The organism is Enterococcus alishanensis (assembly GCF_019218635.1).
Lineage (GTDB): Bacteria > Bacillota > Bacilli > Lactobacillales > Enterococcaceae > Enterococcus_A > Enterococcus_A alishanensis.
Genome location: NZ_JAHUZB010000010.1, coordinates 15,307 through 36,950 on the forward strand (window position 1 = coordinate 15,307; position 21,644 = coordinate 36,950).

The 21,644-nt window shown below is 37.6% G+C and carries 19 protein-coding genes; 3 read left to right on the forward strand and 16 right to left on the reverse strand.

Features of this window, described 5'->3' with window-relative positions; genetic code table 11:
• Positions 1-14 precede the first annotated feature (14 nt).
• The 5 genes from KUA55_RS16635 to treP all read right to left on the reverse strand — a co-directional run bounded on the left by KUA55_RS16635 (position 15) and on the right by treP (position 7,050).
• Complete coding sequence (locus KUA55_RS16635) at positions 15-1,346, reverse strand: DRTGG domain-containing protein (RefSeq protein WP_218327524.1); 1,332 nt, start codon at positions 1,344-1,346, stop codon at positions 15-17.
• A 116-nt stretch (positions 1,347-1,462) separates the two neighbouring features.
• Positions 1,463-1,924 (reverse strand): YbaK/EbsC family protein, encoded by a 462-nt coding sequence (locus tag KUA55_RS16640; RefSeq protein WP_218327525.1) that lies wholly within the window; start codon positions 1,922-1,924, stop codon positions 1,463-1,465.
• Positions 1,914-3,347 (reverse strand): MFS transporter, encoded by a 1,434-nt coding sequence (locus tag KUA55_RS16645; RefSeq protein WP_218327526.1) that lies wholly within the window; start codon positions 3,345-3,347, stop codon positions 1,914-1,916. Before KUA55_RS16645 ends, KUA55_RS16640 begins: the two co-directional genes overlap by 11 nt.
• Positions 3,348-3,465: 118 nt before the next feature.
• Positions 3,466-5,088, reverse strand: a complete 1,623-nt coding sequence (gene treC, locus KUA55_RS16650) for an alpha,alpha-phosphotrehalase (RefSeq protein WP_218327527.1) — start codon at positions 5,086-5,088, stop codon at positions 3,466-3,468.
• Between the two features lie 15 nt (positions 5,089-5,103).
• A complete protein-coding gene (gene treP / locus KUA55_RS16655) occupies positions 5,104-7,050 on the reverse strand; it encodes a PTS system trehalose-specific EIIBC component (RefSeq protein ID WP_218327528.1) in 1,947 nt (648 codons plus the stop codon).
• 314 nt (positions 7,051-7,364) lie between these two features.
• Between treP and treR the strand changes: the two genes are divergently transcribed.
• On the forward strand, positions 7,365-8,087 hold the full coding sequence (treR, locus tag KUA55_RS16660; RefSeq protein ID WP_218327529.1) for a trehalose operon repressor: 723 nt from the start codon (positions 7,365-7,367) through the stop codon (positions 8,085-8,087).
• Between the two features lie 42 nt (positions 8,088-8,129).
• Here treR and KUA55_RS16665 read toward each other — a convergent pair whose 3' ends face one another.
• Genes KUA55_RS16665 through KUA55_RS16675 form a run of 3 tightly spaced genes read right to left on the reverse strand, consistent with a single transcriptional unit; the run spans position 8,130 to position 10,409 of the window.
• Positions 8,130-8,864, reverse strand: coding sequence for an amino acid ABC transporter ATP-binding protein (locus KUA55_RS16665; protein WP_246601582.1), 735 nt, complete (start codon positions 8,862-8,864; stop codon positions 8,130-8,132).
• Positions 8,851-9,570 carry an amino acid ABC transporter permease gene (locus KUA55_RS16670; protein ID WP_218327530.1) on the reverse strand — a complete coding sequence of 240 codons (720 nt, stop codon included), beginning with the start codon at positions 9,568-9,570 and terminating at the stop codon, positions 8,851-8,853. The genes KUA55_RS16665 and KUA55_RS16670 overlap by 14 nt, the downstream gene beginning before the upstream one ends.
• Positions 9,571-9,581: 11 nt before the next feature.
• Positions 9,582-10,409 (reverse strand): substrate-binding periplasmic protein, encoded by an 828-nt coding sequence (locus tag KUA55_RS16675; protein WP_218327531.1) that lies wholly within the window; start codon positions 10,407-10,409, stop codon positions 9,582-9,584.
• Positions 10,410-10,691: 282 nt separating this feature from the next.
• Here KUA55_RS16675 and KUA55_RS16680 point away from each other — a divergent pair, with 282 nt between their 5' ends.
• Positions 10,692-11,933, forward strand: a complete 1,242-nt coding sequence (locus tag KUA55_RS16680) for an aspartate aminotransferase family protein (RefSeq protein ID WP_218327532.1) — start codon at positions 10,692-10,694, stop codon at positions 11,931-11,933.
• Between the two features lie 40 nt (positions 11,934-11,973).
• Here the strand turns inward: KUA55_RS16680 and KUA55_RS16685 are convergent, their stop codons facing one another.
• Complete coding sequence (locus KUA55_RS16685) at positions 11,974-12,411, reverse strand: Lrp/AsnC family transcriptional regulator (protein ID WP_218327533.1); 438 nt, start codon at positions 12,409-12,411, stop codon at positions 11,974-11,976.
• Positions 12,412-12,557: 146 nt separating this feature from the next.
• On the opposite strand from KUA55_RS16685, the gene KUA55_RS16690 reads away from it, so the two are divergent.
• Positions 12,558-13,592, forward strand: a complete 1,035-nt coding sequence (locus KUA55_RS16690) for a lyase family protein (protein WP_218327534.1) — start codon at positions 12,558-12,560, stop codon at positions 13,590-13,592.
• Positions 13,593-13,628: 36 nt separating this feature from the next.
• Here KUA55_RS16690 and KUA55_RS16695 read toward each other — a convergent pair whose 3' ends face one another.
• The 7 genes from KUA55_RS16695 to KUA55_RS16725 all read right to left on the reverse strand — a co-directional run bounded on the left by KUA55_RS16695 (position 13,629) and on the right by KUA55_RS16725 (position 21,643).
• Positions 13,629-14,492 (reverse strand): GRP family sugar transporter, encoded by an 864-nt coding sequence (locus KUA55_RS16695; protein ID WP_218327535.1) that lies wholly within the window; start codon positions 14,490-14,492, stop codon positions 13,629-13,631.
• A gap of 11 nt (positions 14,493-14,503) precedes the next feature.
• A complete protein-coding gene (locus tag KUA55_RS16700) occupies positions 14,504-15,520 on the reverse strand; it encodes a sensor histidine kinase (RefSeq protein WP_218327536.1) in 1,017 nt (338 codons plus the stop codon).
• A gap of 9 nt (positions 15,521-15,529) precedes the next feature.
• Positions 15,530-16,201 carry a two-component system response regulator SapR gene (gene sapR / locus KUA55_RS16705; protein ID WP_218327537.1) on the reverse strand — a complete coding sequence of 224 codons (672 nt, stop codon included), beginning with the start codon at positions 16,199-16,201 and terminating at the stop codon, positions 15,530-15,532.
• Positions 16,202-16,278: 77 nt separating this feature from the next.
• Positions 16,279-16,632, reverse strand: coding sequence for an iron-sulfur cluster biosynthesis family protein (locus KUA55_RS16710; protein ID WP_218327538.1), 354 nt, complete (start codon positions 16,630-16,632; stop codon positions 16,279-16,281).
• A 63-nt stretch (positions 16,633-16,695) separates the two neighbouring features.
• A complete protein-coding gene (locus KUA55_RS16715) occupies positions 16,696-18,195 on the reverse strand; it encodes a phosphohexomutase domain-containing protein (protein ID WP_218327539.1) in 1,500 nt (499 codons plus the stop codon).
• Positions 18,196-18,283: 88 nt separating this feature from the next.
• A complete protein-coding gene (locus tag KUA55_RS16720) occupies positions 18,284-20,680 on the reverse strand; it encodes an HAD-IC family P-type ATPase (RefSeq protein WP_246601583.1) in 2,397 nt (798 codons plus the stop codon).
• A gap of 18 nt (positions 20,681-20,698) precedes the next feature.
• A complete protein-coding gene (locus KUA55_RS16725) occupies positions 20,699-21,643 on the reverse strand; it encodes a 3'-5' exoribonuclease YhaM family protein (protein WP_218327541.1) in 945 nt (314 codons plus the stop codon).
• Between the last annotated feature and the right edge of the window lies 1 nt (position 21,644).

The following is a 21,644-nucleotide window of genomic DNA, read 5'->3' on the forward strand; positions in this document are numbered from 1 at the left end:
TGTCTCAAAAAATATTAACTCCGTTCCATTACTTGCATCACAACAATGGCTTTAGCTACAATCATTTTATCAATATACACTTCGACATCTAAACGCCCCGAACGACGTCCTAATTCTAAAATTTTCTGATGGATTTCAATCTCACTTTCCAACTGAATCAAGCGTAAATAATGTAAATTAATCTGTTCAATCATAGTATTGCGGCGTTGGTCCATAAAAATCGAACGTTGGGCTACATTGGCGACTAACTCACTTAATACGCCAAACGAAATCGTTCCGACACTATTAACCATCTGAGGTGTCACATCAAATTTGAAGTAAGGTGTTTCTAAAGAATTGCCCTCGCGGTCGGTATCGATTGTTTGTAGATCCCCAATAATTTGATCGGAAATCGTATTAGACATTTGCGGCTGTCTTTGGACTAGCTGCATCGCCTTCATGACATCTTGCCGAGAAACCATCCCAATGATGGTTAAATCATCTTTTACTACTGGCATCATTTCTAAGCCATCCCAAATCATTTGATGGCTGACTGAAGCGACACTGGTATTTCCTTTAACGGTCAAAGGGTCTCTCGTCATGACTCGATCGATTAATTGATTTTCCGGTTTTCCAATCACGTCTTTTGCGGTAACGACACCCATCACTCGCAAGTTTCGGTTCACTACTGGAAAACGTGAATGTCCCACTAAATCAGATGTTTGATTATAATCAGCAATCGTATCGCCTAATTGTAAATAAGAGGTTTTTTCTAATGGCATAAAAATATCACTGACTTGCATGATATCTTTTTTGATTAACTGGTCACTCAAAGCCCGGTTAATCATCGTCGCTACCGTAAAACTATCGTAAGTAGTCCGTAATACGGGTAATTCTAATTCATCGGCTAAAGCAGCAATCTCTGCTGACGTATCAAATCCACCGGTAATTAAAACAGCGGCACCATCTTTTAAAGCCAAACGCTGCGCACCTAGACGGTTCCCCACAATCAGTAAAGCGCCTGGCGTAATGTAGCGTTCCATAGCTTCTTCTGTCATGGCACCAATCACAAATTTATGTAAGTCTTTGTCTAAACCACTGGCTCCGCCTAAAACATCCCCTTCGATGATTCTAACTACTTCACCAAAAGTTAAACGTTCAATATTCTTTTTAAGTTTTCTCTCAATCCGAATCGTTCCTACCCGTTGAATGGTTGAAACCAATCCGATATTTTCCGCATCTTTAATAGCACGGTAGGCTGTTCCTTCACTGACTTGTAAATTTTTTGCTATTCCACGGACTGAAATTCTTTCGCCGACTGGTAAGCTTTCTATGTGTTCTAAGATTAAATCGTGCTTTGTTGCCATAATCCACCCCTGATTTCTATTTCATGAAAATAGTACAGCTTTGCGAATATAGTATAACAGAAGTAATACAAAAAAAGAAGTTAATCGCCATCGATATGGTAGCGATTAACTTCTTTTTAGACTTTTAATAAATCAACCACCGACGATTGTAACAGTTCTAATAAATCAGTCACAGCAATTTCAACAGCGTGACCTAATTCACCACTGGAAATAATGACTGACGGATAATCCTTGATACTTTGGTCAATTAACAACGTATATTCAGGATGGTGCATTTGGATACCAATCGGTGTGTTGGCTCCGTGAACATAGCCGGTATGCTCTAAGACAAAATCCATTGGCGGAAAACCAATTTTGCGATTTCCCGTTGCTTTAGCTGCTTTCTTATAATCTAATCGGGCTTGCCAAGGTACTAAAGCAATCACGACACCGGTTTTATCCCCTTTTAAGACTAACGTTTTAAAGATTTTTTCAGCATCCTTTGGCACTTCAGTTAATTCTTCATCTTCAACTGGTAGTGTGATTGCTGTGAAAGGAATCTTTTTTTCAATTAAATAAGTTTCAACTTCATTGGCCATCTTTTCCACCCTTTCTAAATCTGAAAATTGATAAAATCAATGCGACAAAACACAAAACAAAGGAAGCAGTGAAAGTGACGCGCATCCCAAAAATAAAAATGTCGGGACGATTGGTCAGATAAGTCGTTACTTTTTGACCATAAGCTGCGCTCATGCCGCTATACAAAATCGTGGTAGATAAAGAAACCCCGATCACCATCCCCAAATTACGGGCAAAAGAATTCAAACTACCAGCTACGCCTAGATTTTCTTTGGTGACACTACTCATCACCATTGTATTATTAGGTGACTGGAATAATGAGTTACCTAGACCCATCAACGCAGTGGTAATGGTGAAATACCACAACGCCGTTTTAACATCCATAAAGTTATACATTAATTGCGCTGCCGACAGTAAAACCAAACCCGTTAGGATTAACATTTTAGGACCGATTTTATCAGTCAAATAGCCACTCAAAGGAGAACCAATAATCATCAATCCAGGAAAGACCATCATTAATAATCCAGCAAAACTCGCACTTAAACCGCGGGCATCTTGTAAATAAAACGGCAACACGACGTTGATAAAGAAGTTTGATGAAAAAATCAAGACAGCTGTAATCAAACTAATGGTGAACATTTTATTTTTAAAAATACTGAAAACAATTAATGGATTGGCTTTTTTCTTTTCGATTTGGATGAATGCCACAAAAGCAATCACCGCAACAACCACTAAACTCACTGGTAAAGCGTGTAAATAACCGACTTCTTGTCCGATAAACACTCCGCCAAAAAAGGTCATGATGGTTACAGAAAAAGTCATAAAGCCCAGCCAATCAATTTTTTTGCGGGACATCGTTAAATCTTTCGGTAAGAAATAGTTACCAACTAAAATAGTAATCAAACCCACTGGAACATTGATCCAAAAAATGTATGACCACGGTAACTGAGATAAAATCAAACCACCAAGTCCCGGACCGGCAATCGAACCTAACGAAACAAATGCTCCAATGGAACCTAATGCGCGACCTCGTTCATTCATTGGAAAAATTTCAGTAATAATACCTGAATTGGTCGCCATCGTCATGCTAGCGCCGACTGCTTGAACAATCCGTCCAAACAATAAAAAGGCCAACGAATGATTGAATCCACATAATAATGAACCAATCGTAAAAATAATCGTGCCTACTCGATAGACTTTAATTTTACCGAAGCTATCGCCGACTTTCCCAAATAATAATAGACAAGAACAGACCACCATCAAATAAATTGAGACAACCCATTCCGCTTGATTCATTGGTACCTTTAAATCTTTCGACATGGTAGGTAAAGCAATGTTAACGATACTTCCATCCAATGTCGACATAAAAGTAAATAACGCCACTGATACCAAAATCCACCAACGATTTTTTTGGACTTTGGTATCTTCTTGATAAGTGCCCATGAAAAACTTCCTTTCAAATTCATTCCCTTTCATATTATCGCTAAATTTCTAATTATTGCTAGTAATAAATTGTGAAAAACAAAAAAAAGCAGGAGAAAACGGATTCTCCTGCTTTTTGTTAACGATAAATCGCCAATGATTGATATGATTTTAAAACTAATTCTTTTGTCAGTTCTGCCGCTGGATAATTATTAATCAGGACTTCACCCTTCATAAATCTTTCTGGGAGTTCAATCACGACTGCTTCAGCAAAAAAGTTATTTAACACCAGTAATTCTTGGTCTTGATAGCTACGAAGATACCCATAAATCGCTGGATGCTCTGCTAAGAAGGCTTGATAGGTTCCTTCCGAAATAACTGGATATTCTTTTCGTAATTGAATCAGTTGCTGATAATAACTAAAGATTGATCCTTCTGTCAGCTCTTTTTCTACGTTGATGCTGTCTGCCGTTTTACCTAGCGGTAGCCACGGTGTTGTCTCTGAGAAACCACTGTAAGTGGTTTGATCCCACTGCATTGGCGTCCGAGAGTTATCACGGGATTTAGCTTTGACGATTTCAAACGCTGCTTTTTCCGTTTTACCAGCAGCGATTAATTCTTGATAAGCATTTAAGCTCTCTACGTCGACATATTCTGCCATAGAATCAAAATCAGGATCTAGCATGCCGATTTCTTCTCCCATATAAATATATGGCGTACCACGATTTAAATGGATGGCACTGGCTAACATTTTGGCGCCTGCAACCCGATATTCTGCCACTTCGATAAAACGATTCAACGCTCGTGGTTGATCATGATTATTCCAGAAAAGTGCATTCCAACCATTTCCAACACTCATTTGTGTGCCCCAGCTATGGAATAGTTCCTTTAATTTTTCAAAGTCAAAGGGCATTTGCGTCCATTTCTTACCGTCTTGATAATCAACTTTCAAGTGATGGAAATTAAAGGTCATATTTAATTCTTCCCGTTGGGGTTCTGTGTACAAAATACAATTTTCAATTGTCGTTGAACTCATCTCTCCAACAGTGATCACTTCAGGATCATGACCAAAAGTAGCTTGGTTCATCATATGAATAAATTCGTGATTAATCGGGCGATCGGTATAGGCTGGCTTGCCATCATTTTCAGGACAATCCTGTAAGACTTGATCTTTACCAATCACATTAATCACATCAAAACGGAATCCTTTGACGCCTTTATCCAACCAAAAACGTAAAACGTTGAATAGTTCATCCCGTACTGCTGGATTATGCCAATCTAAATCAGCTTGCGTTTCATCGTATAGATGTAAATAATATTGATCGGTATCACCAAATGGTGCCCAAGCATTGCCACCAAATTTTGATACCCAATCCGTTGGCTGATCTCTTAAAATAAAATAATCCTGATATTTTTTTTCACCCGCCAAGGCTTTTTGAAACCACTCATGATCTGTCGAGACATGATTGAAAACCATGTCCAGCATAATTTCAATATTCAAGTCTTTTGCGGCTGCCATCAAGCTTTCAAAATCTTCCATAGTACCAAACAACGGATTAATCGCCGTATAATCTGCAACATCATAGCCATTATCATTTTGAGGGCTAGGATAGATTGGGCTCAACCATAACATATCCACCCCTAATTTTTTTAGGTAAGGTAATTTTTTTTGAATCCCTAACAAATCCCCGACACCATCTTGATTGGTATCTAAAAAGGATTTGGGATAAATTTGATAAATGACTTTGTCTTTAAAACTCATATTTTCCTCCAGTTTTTATAAGGCAGTTGCCGTTAAGATTTTTTCATCGGTTGTAACTGGTCCATCTGCTACTAAAGAATCTACTTGGAAATCCGTTCCGTTAGTAACGATGACTGGTGTTTGAATTTCATAACCAGCGGCTTTGATAGCTGCAACATCAAACTCCATTAATAACTGACCTTTTTTAACAGTGTCTCCTTGACTCACATGACTAGTAAAATATTTTCCATCTAATTGAACGGTATCGATCCCGATGTGAATCAATACTTCGGTGCCTTCTGTGCTAATCAAACCAATCGCATGTTTAGTCGGGAACAATAAACTAATGTTGCCATCAAATGGCGCATATAATTTCCCTTCACTTGGATCAATAACCACACCTTGTCCCATCAATCCTTCAGCGAAGACGGGATCTTTGGCGCTACTTAATGGTGCTAAATTACCAGCCAATGGTGAAAATAAATCAACGATAGCGCCCATTTTTTTAGGTGCTTCATTATCTAAAGTTGGTACATTAGCTGCTTCAATCCGGTCAATTTTATTAAAGATACCCATTCGACGAAAAGCAATCGTTAAAATAAATGGAACGACAATGGCAATCACCATGCCTATTGCAAAAATTAAATAGTTTTGCGGTAGAATTGCTAGAATTCCAGGAAGTCCGCCGACACCGATAGACAAAGCCCGAACTTTAAATAAAGTAATAAACAAACCAGCAATCCCACTACCAATCATGGCAGCTAAAAATGGGTAAGCATATTTTAAATTGATCCCAAACATCGCCGGCTCAGTGACTCCTAGCCAAGCAGAAATGACTGAAGGAATCGATACTTGTTCTTCTTTTTTGTTGCCGCGGTGTTCAAATACAACAGCTAAAACAGCGGCCCCTTGGGCAATATTGGATAAACAAATCATCGGCCATAAATTCGTTGAACCAAAATCAGCAATCAGCTGCGTATCAATCGCTAACGTCGTATGATGCAATCCAGTAATAACCATCGGTGAATACAGCGCCCCGAACAATCCACCAAACAACCAACTAAAGTTAGAAGTTAACCCTGCATTCACTACATTAGAAATAGCAGTTCCGATTTGCCAACCAATTGGTCCTAAAACTAAATGAGCAGCCATGATAGTAGGAATCAATGATAATAATGGAACAAAAATCATTGATACAGCTTCAGGAATATGTTTTCTGAAGAAACGCTCTAGATAAACTAGTAGGAACCCAGCTAACATTGCTGGAATGACTTGCGCTTGATACCCAATTTTATCAACTGTAAAGAAACCAAAGTTCCAAGTCCAATCGCGGGCAATTTCTGCAGCAGTCGTACCATTTACCGCATAGGCATTTAATAACTGTGGTGAAACCAACGTAATCCCTAAGACAATTCCAAGAATTTCGGTAGCACCCATTTTGCGGGCAATACTCCAAGTAATCCCCACTGGTAAGAAATGGAAAATCGCTTCTCCTGGCAACCATAAGAAACTATTAATACCACTCCAAAATTGTGAAACTTCAACAATTGTCTGACCATTCAGCCAGCCCATCGGTACCGCTTCTAAAATATTACGAAAACCTAAAATCAAACCACCGACAACAATGGCAGGTAATAATGGCGTGAAAATTTCTGCTAATACGGCAATTCCCCGTTGGACTAAATTTTGATTTTGTTTAGCTGCAGATTTAGCAGCTTCTTTGGAGATGCCTTCGATTCCTGATACACCCTTAAATTCATTGTAAAAAACCGAAACATCATTTCCGATAATGACTTGAAATTGACCAGCGTTGGTAAAAGTCCCCTTCACACTAGGAATTTCTTCAATCTGTTCTTCGTTTGCTTTTTTAGGATCATTTAAAACAAACCGCATCCGAGTAGCACAATGTGTGACTGCTGAAACATTTTCTTTTCCACCAATTGCTGCCAGCAAGTCTTTTGTATCCTTTTCATATTTCCCCATCTTTTTTCCTCCGAATTTAGTTAACTTGTATGGACAAGTTTTTATTATGGATTAAATATAAACGCTGTCTCTTGATTTGTAAAACGCTTACAGCTCCGACTTCTTTTCAATTATTAGTAAATTCTCATTTAATTGAAAATCTTTTTAAACATTACGCAATTTGTCGGTATTAAGTTTACCAACAGGTTGGTAGTATCCCCTACAAGTTCCCGCTAAAATAAAAATTTTCTCATTTATATTTTTAATTCTATTTTGCCATATAAAAATTTTACTTGTATAATAACATACATATACGGACAAGTTAGGAGGATTGGATGAAAAGTTATGAAGTAATTTATCAGGCGATTGAACGAGGTATTTTAAAAGGAAATTATGAGGCGGGAACATTTTTACCTAGTGAAAATAAATTGCGAGAAACCTATCATGTTTCCCGTGATACGATTCGTAAAGCCTTGTCACTTTTAATGGCTAATGGCTATATTCAAAAAATCCAAGGTAAAGGGTCTCTAGTCTTAAAGAGGGAACAATTACGTTTTCCAGTATCTGGTTTAACGAGCTACAAAGAATTGCAAAACTCTTACGGCTACGATAGCAACACTGAAGTCGTCAGTCTAAAAAAAATCACGATCGATGAAAAAAACAGTCGCATAACTGGTTTTGAGGAAAGTGCGGTTTGTTGGGAATTGATTCGGACGCGGGCGATTGACCAGAAAAAAGTAATCCTTGATAAGGATTTATTGCTAACTACGCTCGTACCGGAATTAGACACTGAAATTGCTAAGGATTCAATTTATCGCTTTTTTGAAAATCAATTAGGCTTAAATATCGCTTTTGCTGAAAAAGAAATTACCATCGACGCGTTAACCGACGAAGACCGCGAACTATTGGATCTGAATCAGCATGACATCAATATTGTTTCGGTAAAGAGTCGTGTCTTTACCAATGATGCCAAGCATTTTCAATATACCGAAAGCCGCCATCAAGTGGATAAATTCCGCTTCTTTGATTTTGCCAGACGCCATCCTTCAACTATGTAAAAAATCTTATTGAGTATTTCTCTACTCAATAAGATTTTCTGTTTATTTTAAAGATCGTTTTATAAAACTTTGCCCTCGTTCAGTTGCGGGACAATCAAAGAATCGTTCTGGCGAACTATCTTCCACAATTTCACCGTCTACCATAAATAAGATCCGATTGGCGACTTCTCTAGCAAAACCCATTTCATGGGTGACGATAATCATGGTCTTGCCTTCTTCAGCCAAATCTTGCATCACATCTAAGACATCTCCGACCAATTCAGGATCTAAGGCAGAGGTTGGTTCGTCAAATAGCATAATTTTAGGATCCATAGCTAAACTACGGGCGATTGCTACCCGTTGCTTTTGTCCACCTGACAATTCATCAGGAAAATCATCCGCCTTATCTGCTAAACCGACTTTTTCCAGCATGGCTAAAGCTTGTTTTTTGGCGAGGGGTTTGTACATTTTTTTAACAATTTCCAGTGGCATCAGCACATTTTCTAGGACAGTTTTTAAAGGAAATAAATGAAAAGATTGAAAAACCATCCCAATTTCTTCTCGCATCTTTCTGACATCATATTCTGTAGCGATAGTATTTTCCCGATTATAAAAGATTTCACCTTCGCTAGGAGCTTCTAACTGATTGATACATCTTAAAAATGTACTTTTCCCAGCCCCTGATGGCCCTAAAATGCAAGTCACTGTCTGAGATTCAATCGCGACAGAAATATCTTTTAGAACAGCTTTATCTGGTCCGAAATCTTTATTTAAATGTTTAATTTCAAGAATTGACATGACGCTTTTCCTCCTTTGCCAGTAACTGAATTTTTTTCAAACGGATACTTTTCTTACGAGCGGGTAAGTTTAGACGTTTTTCTAATTGCTTTTGCCCTAAAATCAACAGACTAATTAAAGCTAAATAAAAGACTGCTAGCACGCTATAAGTATTCACATAATCAAAACTCAAAGATGCATAGTTCATCGCTTGCTGAGTCATTTCACCCACTGCTATAACGGTTAATAGCGAGGTATCTTTGACTGAAGTAATAAATTGATTGCCTAGTGCAGGTAAAGCAGAGCGAAATGCCGGCGGAATAATAAAATGAAACAAAATCTGACCATCTGTCATTCCAAGAGAACGTCCTGCCTCCCATTGTCCCGGATCGACACCAGCCAATGATCCTCGGACAATTTCCGAAATAAAAGCACCAGAATTTAAAGCAATCACAATAATTCCTGCAGACGTATTATTTAAATCGATATTCAATAAGTTGGGAATAACAAAATAAACATACAAAGCTTGCACAATCAGCGGTGTGCCACGAATTATCCAGATATAGACACTCGCTACGCCGCGTAATATTTTATTTTTAGCATTTAATGCGATACCGGTAAGGCTACCGATTAAAAAGCCAATTCCAATACCAATAATTGCAACTAACAGTGTTAAACGTAAGCCATTCAATAAAAGGGGTACTAAAGTTGTTAAGGTCAAATCCATCTAATCATCCTCTATTCTAACCATTTTTCTTGCAGTTTAGCTAAGGTACCATTTTCTGCTAATACTTCTAATGCTACTTCAAAATTTTCTTTATAAGGACTATCTTGCGCTAAGGCCACGGCATAAGGCGCTTCTTCTTTATTAAATTCATCACCCACACCAGCTAATGTTGTATCAGGATTGGTTTTTACGTAATAAGTTACATTTGGTGCATCTTGAATCACCGCATCGACTTTATTTTGATTTAATGCTTCGTAAGCTCCGGATATTTTGTCATAAGTTAAAAGTTCAGTATCAGATAGATTTTTTTGTGCATAAGTATGAGAAGCAGTCCCTTTTTCAACTGCCACAGTCTTTCCTGACAAATCATCGACCCCAGTAATTCCTGTATCAGCTTGATTATTTATCATGACCTTTTGACCAGAATTTAAATAAGGTTCTGTAAAATCCATCACTTTTTGTCGTTCCGAAGTCGCACATAAGGCAGCTGCCGCTACATCAATTTTCCCTTGGGTCAAAGAAGTAACTAAAGGTGCATAATCTTGGACTTGATATTCTCCACTCTTCACTTCATAACCTAGTAAAGTTTGCAGTTCATTTAACAAGTCAATATCATAGCCAGTCAAAGTTGTCCCATCTGCTTCATAATAAGAAAAAGGTGCAAAGACGCCTGAAGTCCCAATCGTAATCTTTTCTCCTTCCATCGATGCTTCAACATTTTCTTTGGTAATTTTTTCACCACTATTTTCACTATCTGCATTTCCCGCACTGCAACCAGTAACAAATAATGCCGCGCTAAATAAAATAAAACCACTCATCATCTTTTGAATTCTTTTCATCGAAGGTCCCCTTTTCCTCTTTAAAAGTATTTTTTAAATTTATGTTAGATATTATAACACGAAATATTCGTTTTTCTAGTAATTTTTTCATCATTTTGCCATTTTTTATTTAGTCTTCTACTTAATATCATTTTTTATTTTTTTGAAATAAGCATCATTAAGCGGTATATAAGCATAAATAGAAAGTATACAATAAAAAATAATTCCCTTGACTGTCATTTTAAAAGATGTTACTTTTTTTAACATACAAAATATTTTTCTCATGAAAGGTTGGATGATGATATGAAATTGAAGGATACTTCTTACACCGCAGAAGAAATTATGGCTTTAACAGACAAATATTTGATGGAAACTTATGAACGGTTTGATTTTATGGCTGAATCAGCCAGTGAAATGTATCTTTACGATGAGACTGGACGAGCATTTTTAGATTTTTATGGCGGCGTCGCTGTTAACAGTGTCGGTAATTCTAATCAACGTGTCGTTTCAGCGATTATCGATCAAGCCCAAGACCTTTCTCATACTTTTAACTATCCTTATACGATTCCTCAGGCTTTATTGGCAAAAACGATTTGCGAAGCCATCAAGATGGATAAGATTTTCTTTCAAAATTCAGGAACTGAAGCCAATGAAGCCATGATTAAGTTAGCTAGAAAATATGGTACAGATCATTTTGGACCAAATAAGTTCCAAATCATTACCGCCACAAATAGCTTTCACGGTCGTACATTTGGCTCATTATCTGCCACCGGTCAACCAGATTCAGCCAACCAATTAGGTTATTTGCCTGGTGTGCCAGGATTTTCTTATGTTCCTTTCAACGATTTGAAAGCTATTAAAGAAAGCTATAACGAAAATGTCATCGGGATTATGTTAGAACCTATTCAAGGAGAAGGCGGCGTTAACCCAGCAGAATTGGAATATTTACAAGGTGTTCGTAATTTTTGTGACGAAAAAAATATTTTACTTTTATTAGACGAGGTCCAAACTGGTTGGGGGCGAACGGGGGAATTAATGGCTTACATGCATTATGATATTCGGCCTGACATTGTTTCGATGGCCAAAGCTATGGGTGGTGGAACGCCAATCGGAGCCATTTGCGCCACAAAAAAAGTGGCAACAGCATTTTCTCATGGCGCTCATGGTTCAACTTTTGGCGGTAGTCCACTATGTTGCGCCGCTAGTTTAGCAGCCGTTAGCGAGATTATTGAGAGAAATCTTGCTATCAATGCACATTTAGTTGGCAAAGATTTTATGGCTAAATTAACTGATTTACCTGGCGTAAAAGAAGTGCGGGGGCGCGGCTTAATGATTGGGATTGAATTTAAAGATCCGATTGCTTATGACGTAAAACATCACGCCTTTGATCACCGGTTATTAGTCACCGCAATCGGTGAACATACAGTTCGTTTAGTGCCCCCTTTGATCGCTACTGTAGAAGACTGTAATGAGGCTTTAGCAATTTTGATGGAGTCCAGCCATACTGCCTTGGAAAAACTGGAAGAAAAAAGAAAATCAGCCTAGCAAAAACACCTGTGACTTCAAAATTGAAATCACAGGTGTTTTATATTTCAAATTGATAACCCCGCGAGGCTAACGGTGTGGAAAAAACAATTTGGGTATTGGTTGGTCCGAAATGTTGCATTTGATTCACAAAATGATCCAGCTCTTCCGTGTTACAAAATATAACCTTCATCAAAATCGAATAGGATCCCGTCACACAATCACATTCTAAAATATTAGGAATCTTTTCAATGTAAGGATAAAATTCCGTTTTGTCTTGCGGATCCAGATTCAAACGAACATAAGCCTTAATCATCAAATCATTTTTAGCATAATTTAACTGTGCTTGATATTGTTGAATAAGCCCTGCCTCTTCCAGCTGACGCAGTCGTTGAGAAACTGCTGGCCCACTGATAAATAATTTTTCTGCCATTTTTTTAATCGATAGACGGCCATCTACTTGCAAAAGATTCATGATTCTCTGATCTAATTGATCCATTTACTTCACCTTCACTTTTTTATTTTACTTTGTTTAACAAAGCAGTTTGTTTAAAATCCCGATTTAAACAAACAATTGCTCAATTTGACTAGTCAGCCAAACTCTTATGTGATATTTTATCACATATATTAAAGGAGTGGTATTCGATGATGCGAATGGAAGAGGACCAATTTGGAAAAATGCCGATTTATCAAGAAGCTTATTATGGTATTACTAGTTATCGACAACGTAGAAAAAAAGAATTGGCAGTTGATCAAAAACTGATTCAAGTTTATGGTGCAATCAAACAAGCCGCAGCTTTTGCTAACTTTAAAACAGGAAAATTAGCAGCAGCAGACTATCTTTTATTAGAACAAAGCAGCCAAGAAATGAAACATGGACAATTTAATCAAGAAGTCCTTGTGGCGGCAACAAAGCAAGGCACGGCTGAAGCATTAAATCAAAATATCAATGAAATTTTAGCCAATCGCAGTTTGGAGCTGGCTGGTAAAAATAAAGGTGCCTATCAAGACTTCCCCCTTGATCAGGTTAATCACAATCAGGCCAGCCAAATGCTGTATACCACAGGTGTAATTCTAGCTAGTTTGGCTTATCAACAGCAATTAGCTGAAAAACTCCATCAGTTTTTTATATACGTAAATAAATTACCAGAAATGAATGCCACGACCTTAGCAGAATTGCAAAAAGCTTTGCACTTCTTACAGGATGCTCGTTTCGAGACAACCTTTATTCCGATAATTCAACTGAAACAAGCAGATCCGATTTGGTCAACGATTTATTTAGAAAAATTAAATCAAGTGAGAAAAATTAAGCTAAAATTTCCTGCTGAACAAATCGTGGATTACACGCCATTGCCTTATTTAGCCGTTTTGGCAGAAGTTACCGAAGCAGTCTTAAACTTTTTGACTACTCGCATTACTTCTAATATCGGTGTGATGCGCGAACTAAGTCTGCCGTTTGAAAATATTGAAGCCCATAGCTATCACCGACTATTTGCTATTCATGAGGATTTTTCTCAAGTGTTAACCACTTTGATTTCCGAAAATTTGTTCCAAACAGCAACCGATAAAATTGCCAAACTAGATTTAATCAGTTGTCTCCATCAAGTCAATTTTCTTAAGAGTCAAATTAGTGATTTACAAGACGAAATCATTCAGCAACAACAAAAGAAATCTAGTTAAAAAGAGAGTCAAAAGTTTTTCAACTTTTGACTCTCTTTAAGCTTTCATAACCCCTAATAAAACCCCACCGAGGATAATTGCGAGACAACCGCAAATGACGTAGACCATTTCTTTTTTTGTTTTTCGTTCTCCCAATAAGAAGATACCTCCCAAAGTTGAGATGATAATCCCCATTTGTGACAGAGAAAAACCAATTGCTAAACCAATGCTACGAACGGTCAGTAACATACAAATATTTCCGACACCCCATAAAAGGCCGGTTAAAATATTCCGGGCCACAAAACGATCGATTTTTACTTTTTTAAAGGCAAAGAAGCCAGCACCAATTAACATGCCGCAACTTTGAGGTAAAACAATTGCTAAAGGGTCTAAGTGAGCCCAAGTAATCACAATCGTATAAGCGCCAAAACCAATAGTTGAAAAAATTACGGCCCGAATGCCACGACCAAAATTTAACATCCCGTCACTAGTTGCCACACCTGAATCATCATCTTTACGGGCAGTTAAGTAGGCGCCAAAAATTAATAATGCTAAGGCACTAAGACCTAAAATATAATCTCTGCTACCCCGCCACTCGCCAAAGAAAACGGCACCGGCAATCGTATTTAAAATCAATTGAAAACCAGTCGATACAGGCAGTCCAACAGAAATTCCCATATATTTCATGGCATGAAACTGACCATTTTGCCCAGCACTCCAAAAAGCACCTGATAAAAAGCTAATCAAAAATATCCATGGGCCCACAGTCACGCCACTAATAAAAAATACTGCAATGGCAAAAACAAAGGCACCAATCGTCATGCCTAATGTTTGTTGGTTGGCGTCGCCACCTAATTTTCCGCTTACCAAGCCAATACTTCCCCATGCAATCATGGGCACTAATGCAATTAATACTGCCATTCATCTACTCCTTAACGTTCTTCTTGAAAATAACTTAACTGAGGAAAAAATAATGTCATGGTGGTTCCGACATTTTGTTGAGAAGTGGCTGACAACTCTACGCCTATTTTTTGACTTAATGTTTTAGCCAAATACAAACCAATTCCGGTTGAATGCTGTTGTGCTCTACGCCCATTCTCGCCGGTAAAACCCTTATCAAAAATTCGGCCTAAATCCTCTTTTGGAATACCAATCCCAGTATCACTTATTTTGAGTGTGGCCCCTTTTTCTTGCGGGACAATTTCGATAGTGATCTTTCCATTAGCTGGTGTATATTTAATCGCGTTACTTAATAATTGACGAAAAATAAAACCTAGCCATTTGCTGTCTGTTAAGACTTTTGCATCATTTTCCGGCATCACCAATTGTAAACTGTTTTGAATAAAGTAATTGGCTTGACTAGAAATAATTGGCTGAATCATTTTCTTCAGACTATATTCCTGAATCAAATAATCATTGATAAACTCATCTGAACGAGAATAAAAAAGCACTTGCTCGACATATTCATCAATTTTTTGTACTTCATTTTGCAAAGTAACAAATTGTTGGTCCTCAATCTCAAACTCGATACGCTGCAACAATAGATCAACAGCTGCCAGCGGAACTTTAATTTCATGAATCCAAGAATCCATATAATCCTTTTGTTCACTTTGGCGAGCGACAACCTGTTCTAAGGTCTGATGATGCTCACTGACTTGCTGATTCAAATAACTTTGCAGCCATCTTTCTTCATTGGTTTGCGCCTTTTCAACAAAGTGCTGCAAACTATCCTCTGCTTGAAATTGGTCATACCATGGCTTCTTACGATAATAATCAATTGCTAAAAAAACCATCAAAAAAAAGAACTGCAACACAAATAAATAAAACAGATTATCCCAAAAATTATTGACCTCTGGTGTCAGCCAAACCATTAGGACTAACAATAGACTCAACACCAACCAGCCAATAAAAATCAAATAGCGGTCTTTCAAATACTTCAAAAAAGTCATGATTTTCTCCTAAGGCACGATGTAGCCTTGACCTACTTTCGTCACAATATAATCTTTGATTCCAGCATCTTCAATTTTCCGACGGAGACGATTGATATTTACCGTTAACGTATTATCATCTACAAATCGCTCATCATCCCATAATGCCCGCAATAATTTATCCCGGCTCAAGATTTTTCCATGTTGCTTCATTAAAATATACAATAACCGGTATTCATTTTTTGACAGATCAATCATTTCACCATTAATTTCCATACTGCTATTGTCTAAATTCAAGGTGATATCATTGTGGCTCATGATTTCTCCGCTCTCGGCATAATTGTATGAACGACGCAATAAGGCATTGATTTTAGCCATTAAAATATCCACTTGAAAAGGTTTCGTAATATAATCATCGGCTCCCATATTCATCGCCATAATTTGATCCATATTGGTATTTCGCGAAGAAATAAAAATAATCGGTACTTTTGAGACTTCACGAATTTTTTGACACCAATAATAACCATCATAAACCGGTAAGTTAATATCTAATAAAACCAACTGAGGTTCTTCAATTTCAAAATCTGCAAAAACATCATTGAATTGCGTGACTTGAAAAACATCATAGCGCCACTTTATTAATTCATCGCGAATCAAGCCAGCGATGACGGCTTCATCTTCCACAATCATAATTTTCGCCATTTTCTTTCCTCCTATTTCATATTCATAGTATCAAAAAAAAGCCAAAAAAGAAAAGGAGTGCCTAACACTCCCTTACCTTATTTTTCAGTAAAATCAATAAAACCTAGATTATCATCAATCACGCCAACTTCTCCACTTAAAATGAGATTGTCTAAACGTTGATTTAATTTGATCGTCATTAATTCTTGCAAATCTTCCTTTGAATAACCTTTAATCCAAAAATCACCGATATTTGTAGGAATTGTTTCATCGTATCCGGCTTTATCCATATCTTTAGAAATAATATTGATACTAAACTGTGTTTGCATATGAATCATCGCATGTTGCGAATAAGCGCCCACACCATCTTCAAAGGTTAATAAAACCAATTTATCTGGTGACAAATGAGCGGTAATTTTAGCTTTTGCACCTTCATCTAGCGTAATTTTCATAAAATCCCTCTTTTCAAATCTTATGATGAATCGCCTAACAAAAAAATGCAAGAAAATTGCTTTTTAGCCTTTGATGATTGCGTCTAATTTAGTTAAATCAATCTGTTTGTCTGATGCTAAAATATCTCGTAAGATTGGTAAGATTTTTTCAATTTGTCCAGCTTGATCATTTTCAACTTGTAAAACCAATAACGGCTCATGGAGACTCATCCGCAACAATAACCAACCTTGACCAAAAGGTGCGCTGACACTAAATCGTACCCCTTCTTCATTTTCTGGATTAACGGCAAAGCCCTCAACTTTTGCCAACTCATTTTTGAAGGTTTCAATCATTGCTACGCCGGTATTTTTATAATCTTCTCCAGCAATCTTGAAACGAACTTCCAAGGTTTCTTCTGGTTGGACCAATTCAGCCATTAAATCCGTTAACGTTTGACCATCTTTTTGTAACTGAGGTAACAACATCAAAATTTTGGCAATAACATAGGCACCATCATCTAAGAAATAATTTTCTTTAAAAGCCGCATGTCCACTTGTCTCAATCGACAATGGTGTATTGATACCAGCTGCATTTAAATCCATTCCTTTATTAATTACATTGCGGTACCCTGAAATATAGCGGTATTGTTTGCCGCCTTTTGCCTCAATGAAATCTTTCAAATGATCTGTCGTTGGAGAATTGGTCACAATTGTTGCACCCGGTTCTGCTTGTAAAACAATCGCTGCTAAAACGGCAATCAAATTATTGCGATTAATCATTTGACCATCTTTTGAAACGATGGCAGAACGATCCACATCAGTATCAAAAATGACCCCTAAATCAGCTTCATTTTCTAAAACAGCAGCTTTGATACTAGCCATCGCTTCTTTGTTATCAGGATTTGGGATATGGTTAGGGAAATTGCCATCTGGTTCTAAAAATTGTGAACCAGTTGTGTCGGCTCCTAAAACAGCTAAGACTTTCTCTGCAAAATAGCCTCCAGCGCCATTTCCAGCATCCACAATAATTTTAAAATCTTTTAGTGGTTGATCGGTCTCAGAATCAATTCCAGCTTTGATTTTTTCCACTAAATCTTGGGCATAGCGAGATAGCAAATCAGCTTGGCTCACTTTTCCATCGCCGCTTGGTAAACTTTCCGTGTGAGTTAAAATATAAGCGATATCTTCTTTTTCAGCACCACCCGTTTGACTAAATATTTTGATCCCATTGAAATAATAAGGTAAATGACTGGCTGTTAGCATAATACCAGCATCTACAGCAAATTCATCAAACTGAGTCGCCATAAATAAAGCAGGTGTGGTAGCTAAACCAAAATCCAATACTTCTACACCAGCGGCTACAAAAACATCTATCATTGCTTGTTTTAAGCTGGGTCCAGTTAAACGACTATCATGACCAATCCCAATTTTAAAAGGTTTTTTAACCCCTTTATTTTCTAGCCAATGAACAATTCCGTTTGCAACTAAAGCGGCTTCATTTTCTCCCAGGTTTTTTTCTAAATCCTCTGTTGTGATTGCAATTCCACGAATATCTGAACCATTTTGTAAATCTGCTAAAGTCATCTGCGTGCCTCCTAGGCATTTTTTCTTTTAAGTATATCATACCAAAAAAGCCAGGAAAACATTTTCTGTTCTCCTGACTTGATTTGTTTTAAGTGAAAGGTCGGAATTTTCTTCGTTGCCAGCGTCCTCGCCAATTCACCACGTGATGCATCATGCTAGTTAAGAAATTAAAGAACCAGAATCCGCCAAATGCCAATGGAATGACAAAAAATAAATCACGGTCCAATAACTGGTCAAAATTAAAGAAATCTCTAAATACTAAGAAGCAAGCCAAGTATAGTCCTGACATGACTACAATTAACAAGACTTTATTTTGATCAAATGGTTTTGAAACGGTGTAAAGTACAAATAATCCTACGCACCCAGTAAAGAAAACGGAAATCGTTGAAGTAGACAACGTCGTTAAATTAAACGACCAGCCAGCCAATTGTGCCAGCATAATTCCTACGACCACCGTAACCGCTCCAGGAACCGAGACCCGCAAAATATTATTTAAGAAATCGCCTTTGATTCGTTCGTAGCTAGGTTTCAAAGCTAAGAAGAAGGACGGAATACCTACTGTTAACGCGTTTATTGGCGTTAATTGAATCGGTTCAAATGGATACGGCCACGTCACTAGCATGAAAATCACTGCCAAAATGACGGAATAAATTGTTTTGACTAGATACATCGAAGCTACACGCTCGATATTGTTAATCACGCGCCGGCCTTCTTTTAAAACATCCTGCATCTTTTTAAAATCAGAATCTAGTAAAATGACATCTGATGCGGCTCGGGCAGCACTACTGCCATTCGCCATCGCCACACCAATATCTGCTTGGCGAAGTGCCAAGACATCATTGACCCCATCTCCAGTCATACAAACCGTATGTTTTTGTTTTTGTAAAGCTTCCACCAAACGCTGTTTTTGTTCTGGTGATACTCGACCAAAGACAGTATTTTCTCGTGCCAAGGTTTGATAGCTTTCACTACCTAATAAATTCGACATATCAATATAGCTATCAGCATCTTTAATGCCAGCTTTTTGTGCAATTTTAGAAACGGTTAATGGATGATCTCCCGAAATAACTTTTAAAGTCACGTCTTGTTGTTCAAAATAGCCGAAAGTTTCTGCTGCATTTTCTCGTAAATTATCTGAAATAATTAAAATTGCTAATAATTCGACTGGTTCAGTTAATTCAGTTGTTAAAGTTTTCGGATAACTCGCTAAAACTAGAATCCGATAGCCTTCTTCCATAAAAGACTGGGCATGTTCATAGACAATCGCCGGTACCCGAGTAAAAACAAATTCTGGTGCACCAATCACATAACTGCCATCATCTTCGAAACTAACGCCGCTCCATTTACGAGCAGAAGAAAAGGGGATAATTTTTTTCTTGTACCAATTACTTTTTTGCTTGAAGCGTTCTCGTAAAGCATTGGCTGTCGCATTCGTATCTGGTAATTGGGTCATTAAGGCATTCATAATTTGTTCAAAACGTTGCCCACTAACTTTTTCTAAAATGGCTTTTTCAAATTTCAAGGTACCATCTGTAATCGTCCCAGTTTTATCGAGACAAATCGTATCTACTCGCGCCAAGGTTTCAATTGAAGACATTGATTGCACCAAGACTTTTCGTCGCGCTAGATTGGCTGCCCCAACGGCAAAAGCAACACTCGTTAACAACATCAATCCTTCTGGAATCATGGAAACTAATGAAGCCACTGTACCTAAGACCGCTTGCTTGAAAGAATCTGTACTTAAATATTGGGAATACATCATCCCTAAACCGACAGGTACGATTAAAACCGTTAATACTGCAATCATTCGGCCTAAAATTTTAACTAAATCCGAAGAAGTATTTTTTTTACTTTTGGCTGCTTGGGTGAGCTTTTGGGCAAAATTATCTTTTCCTACTGCAGTCGCTTCATAAAAAGCTGTTCCCGCTGTCACAAAGCTACCACTAAAAACTTTGTCTTCTATATTTTTTGAGACCCGATCACTTTCACCAGTTAGTAAAGATTCATCGACCTCTAAACCTTCTGTCTGAATAATTTTGCCATCAACTGGAATTTGATCGCCATTTCGTAGGAGTAGCGTATCGTCTAAAACAATTTCATTTTGATCCACCAAGGTTTCATAGCCATCTCGAATAACGGTAGCTTGAGCTTTGGCTAAGACTGACAACTTATCAATGGTGTGTTTGGCTTTTAATTCTTGGAAGACACCAATACACGTATTGATAATTACTACACCAAAGAACAGCGCATTTTTAGGAGAACCAACAAAAATAACCAATGCTGCTAAGACTAAGTTCAATAGGTTAAATACGTTAATCGTATTTTCTTGAATGATTTGGCGGTCAGATTTCAAGAGATCTTCTTTGACTTGGTTAGTCTGACCGGCATCCGTCTTTTCCTTCACCTCATCAGCTGACAGTGAAGCAATATCGATTTTTACACGTTCTTCTGTTTCTGTTTTTTTCTCTACATTTTCACTATCCATCTTCATGTCTCCATTTTCTTAAACATCTTTAGGAACATAAAAACTACGATTATCCATACCAAAAATTCTTTCCGTATATGTTCCCGGCTCTGCATTTTTGACTGCGCTAGTCATCATCTGCATTGAAGCATCAATATTATCAATTTGATGTAAGATTTCTGCTTCCATAATTCTTGGTCGTACCGGAGAACCATATTCCAATAAGCCATGATGAGCTAAAACCATATGCCGTAAAACTACGACATCTTCATCAAATTCGCTAATCTTTAATTCTAGACAGGCCTTCGTGATTTCTTCGTCCACCAATACTAAATGACCGATTAAATTTCCTGCCACCGTATATTCAGTAGCTGCTGCACCGGTTAATTCCAACACTTTTCCTAAGTCATGTAAAATAATACCCGCATATAACAATGATGCGTTAATTTGTGGGTATTCTTTGGTAATAGATTTACCCAAGCGCAACATAGTCAATGTGTGAAAAGCCAATCCGCCAGAAAAAGCATGGTGGTTACGCTTTGCCGCTGGAAAGTCGAAAAATTCTTTTTGATATTTGTTCAACAAAAAGCGGACAATTCGGTTCCAATGAGCATTCGTGATTTCAAACAAGGTTTGATTGAATTCTTCTTCCATTTCTTCTCGTTTGACAGGTGCCTTTTCCATATATAAGCCTGGATCACTTGGTTCATCTGGACGCGTCAGCCGTAAATGTAAAATTTTGACTTGAGGATTGCCTTGGTAGACTTCTCGTTTACCATTCAAAGCCACTACTAAACCAGCTTTAAAGCGGGTAATTTCATCTTCTGACGCATCCCAAAATTTACCATCAATGCTGCCAGAAGTATCTTGGAAAGTAAAGGCGATGAATTTTTTCCCATTTTTTGCTAATCGAACATCGGCATTTTTAATTAAGACATACATCTCAAATGTTTCATCTACCGTCAACTCTTTAATTTTTTTCATG

Bases quoted from the DNA above. Each gene is read 5' to 3' on its own strand.
- KUA55_RS16635 (WP_218327524.1), bottom strand. From the start codon at position 1,346: ATGGCAACAAAGCACGATTTAATCTTAGAACACATAGAAAGCTTACCA.
- KUA55_RS16640 (WP_218327525.1), bottom strand. From the start codon at position 1,924: ATGGCCAATGAAGTTGAAACTTATTTAATTGAAAAAAAGATTCCTTTC.
- KUA55_RS16645 (WP_218327526.1), bottom strand. From the start codon at position 3,347: ATGGGCACTTATCAAGAAGATACCAAAGTCCAAAAAAATCGTTGGTGG.
- treC (WP_218327527.1), bottom strand. From the start codon at position 5,088: ATGAGTTTTAAAGACAAAGTCATTTATCAAATTTATCCCAAATCCTTT.
- treP (WP_218327528.1), bottom strand. From the start codon at position 7,050: ATGGGGAAATATGAAAAGGATACAAAAGACTTGCTGGCAGCAATTGGT.
- treR (WP_218327529.1), top strand. From the start codon at position 7,365: ATGAAAAGTTATGAAGTAATTTATCAGGCGATTGAACGAGGTATTTTA.
- KUA55_RS16665 (WP_246601582.1), bottom strand. From the start codon at position 8,864: ATGTCAATTCTTGAAATTAAACATTTAAATAAAGATTTCGGACCAGAT.
- KUA55_RS16670 (WP_218327530.1), bottom strand. From the start codon at position 9,570: ATGGATTTGACCTTAACAACTTTAGTACCCCTTTTATTGAATGGCTTA.
- KUA55_RS16675 (WP_218327531.1), bottom strand. From the start codon at position 10,409: ATGAAAAGAATTCAAAAGATGATGAGTGGTTTTATTTTATTTAGCGCG.
- KUA55_RS16680 (WP_218327532.1), top strand. From the start codon at position 10,692: ATGAAATTGAAGGATACTTCTTACACCGCAGAAGAAATTATGGCTTTA.
- KUA55_RS16685 (WP_218327533.1), bottom strand. From the start codon at position 12,411: ATGGATCAATTAGATCAGAGAATCATGAATCTTTTGCAAGTAGATGGC.
- KUA55_RS16690 (WP_218327534.1), top strand. From the start codon at position 12,558: ATGATGCGAATGGAAGAGGACCAATTTGGAAAAATGCCGATTTATCAA.
- KUA55_RS16695 (WP_218327535.1), bottom strand. From the start codon at position 14,492: ATGGCAGTATTAATTGCATTAGTGCCCATGATTGCATGGGGAAGTATT.
- KUA55_RS16700 (WP_218327536.1), bottom strand. From the start codon at position 15,520: ATGACTTTTTTGAAGTATTTGAAAGACCGCTATTTGATTTTTATTGGC.
- sapR (WP_218327537.1), bottom strand. From the start codon at position 16,201: ATGGCGAAAATTATGATTGTGGAAGATGAAGCCGTCATCGCTGGCTTG.
- KUA55_RS16710 (WP_218327538.1), bottom strand. From the start codon at position 16,632: ATGAAAATTACGCTAGATGAAGGTGCAAAAGCTAAAATTACCGCTCAT.
- KUA55_RS16715 (WP_218327539.1), bottom strand. From the start codon at position 18,195: ATGACTTTAGCAGATTTACAAAATGGTTCAGATATTCGTGGAATTGCA.
- KUA55_RS16720 (WP_246601583.1), bottom strand. From the start codon at position 20,680: ATGGATAGTGAAAATGTAGAGAAAAAAACAGAAACAGAAGAACGTGTA.
- KUA55_RS16725 (WP_218327541.1), bottom strand. From the start codon at position 21,643: ATGAAAAAAATTAAAGAGTTGACGGTAGATGAAACATTTGAGATGTAT.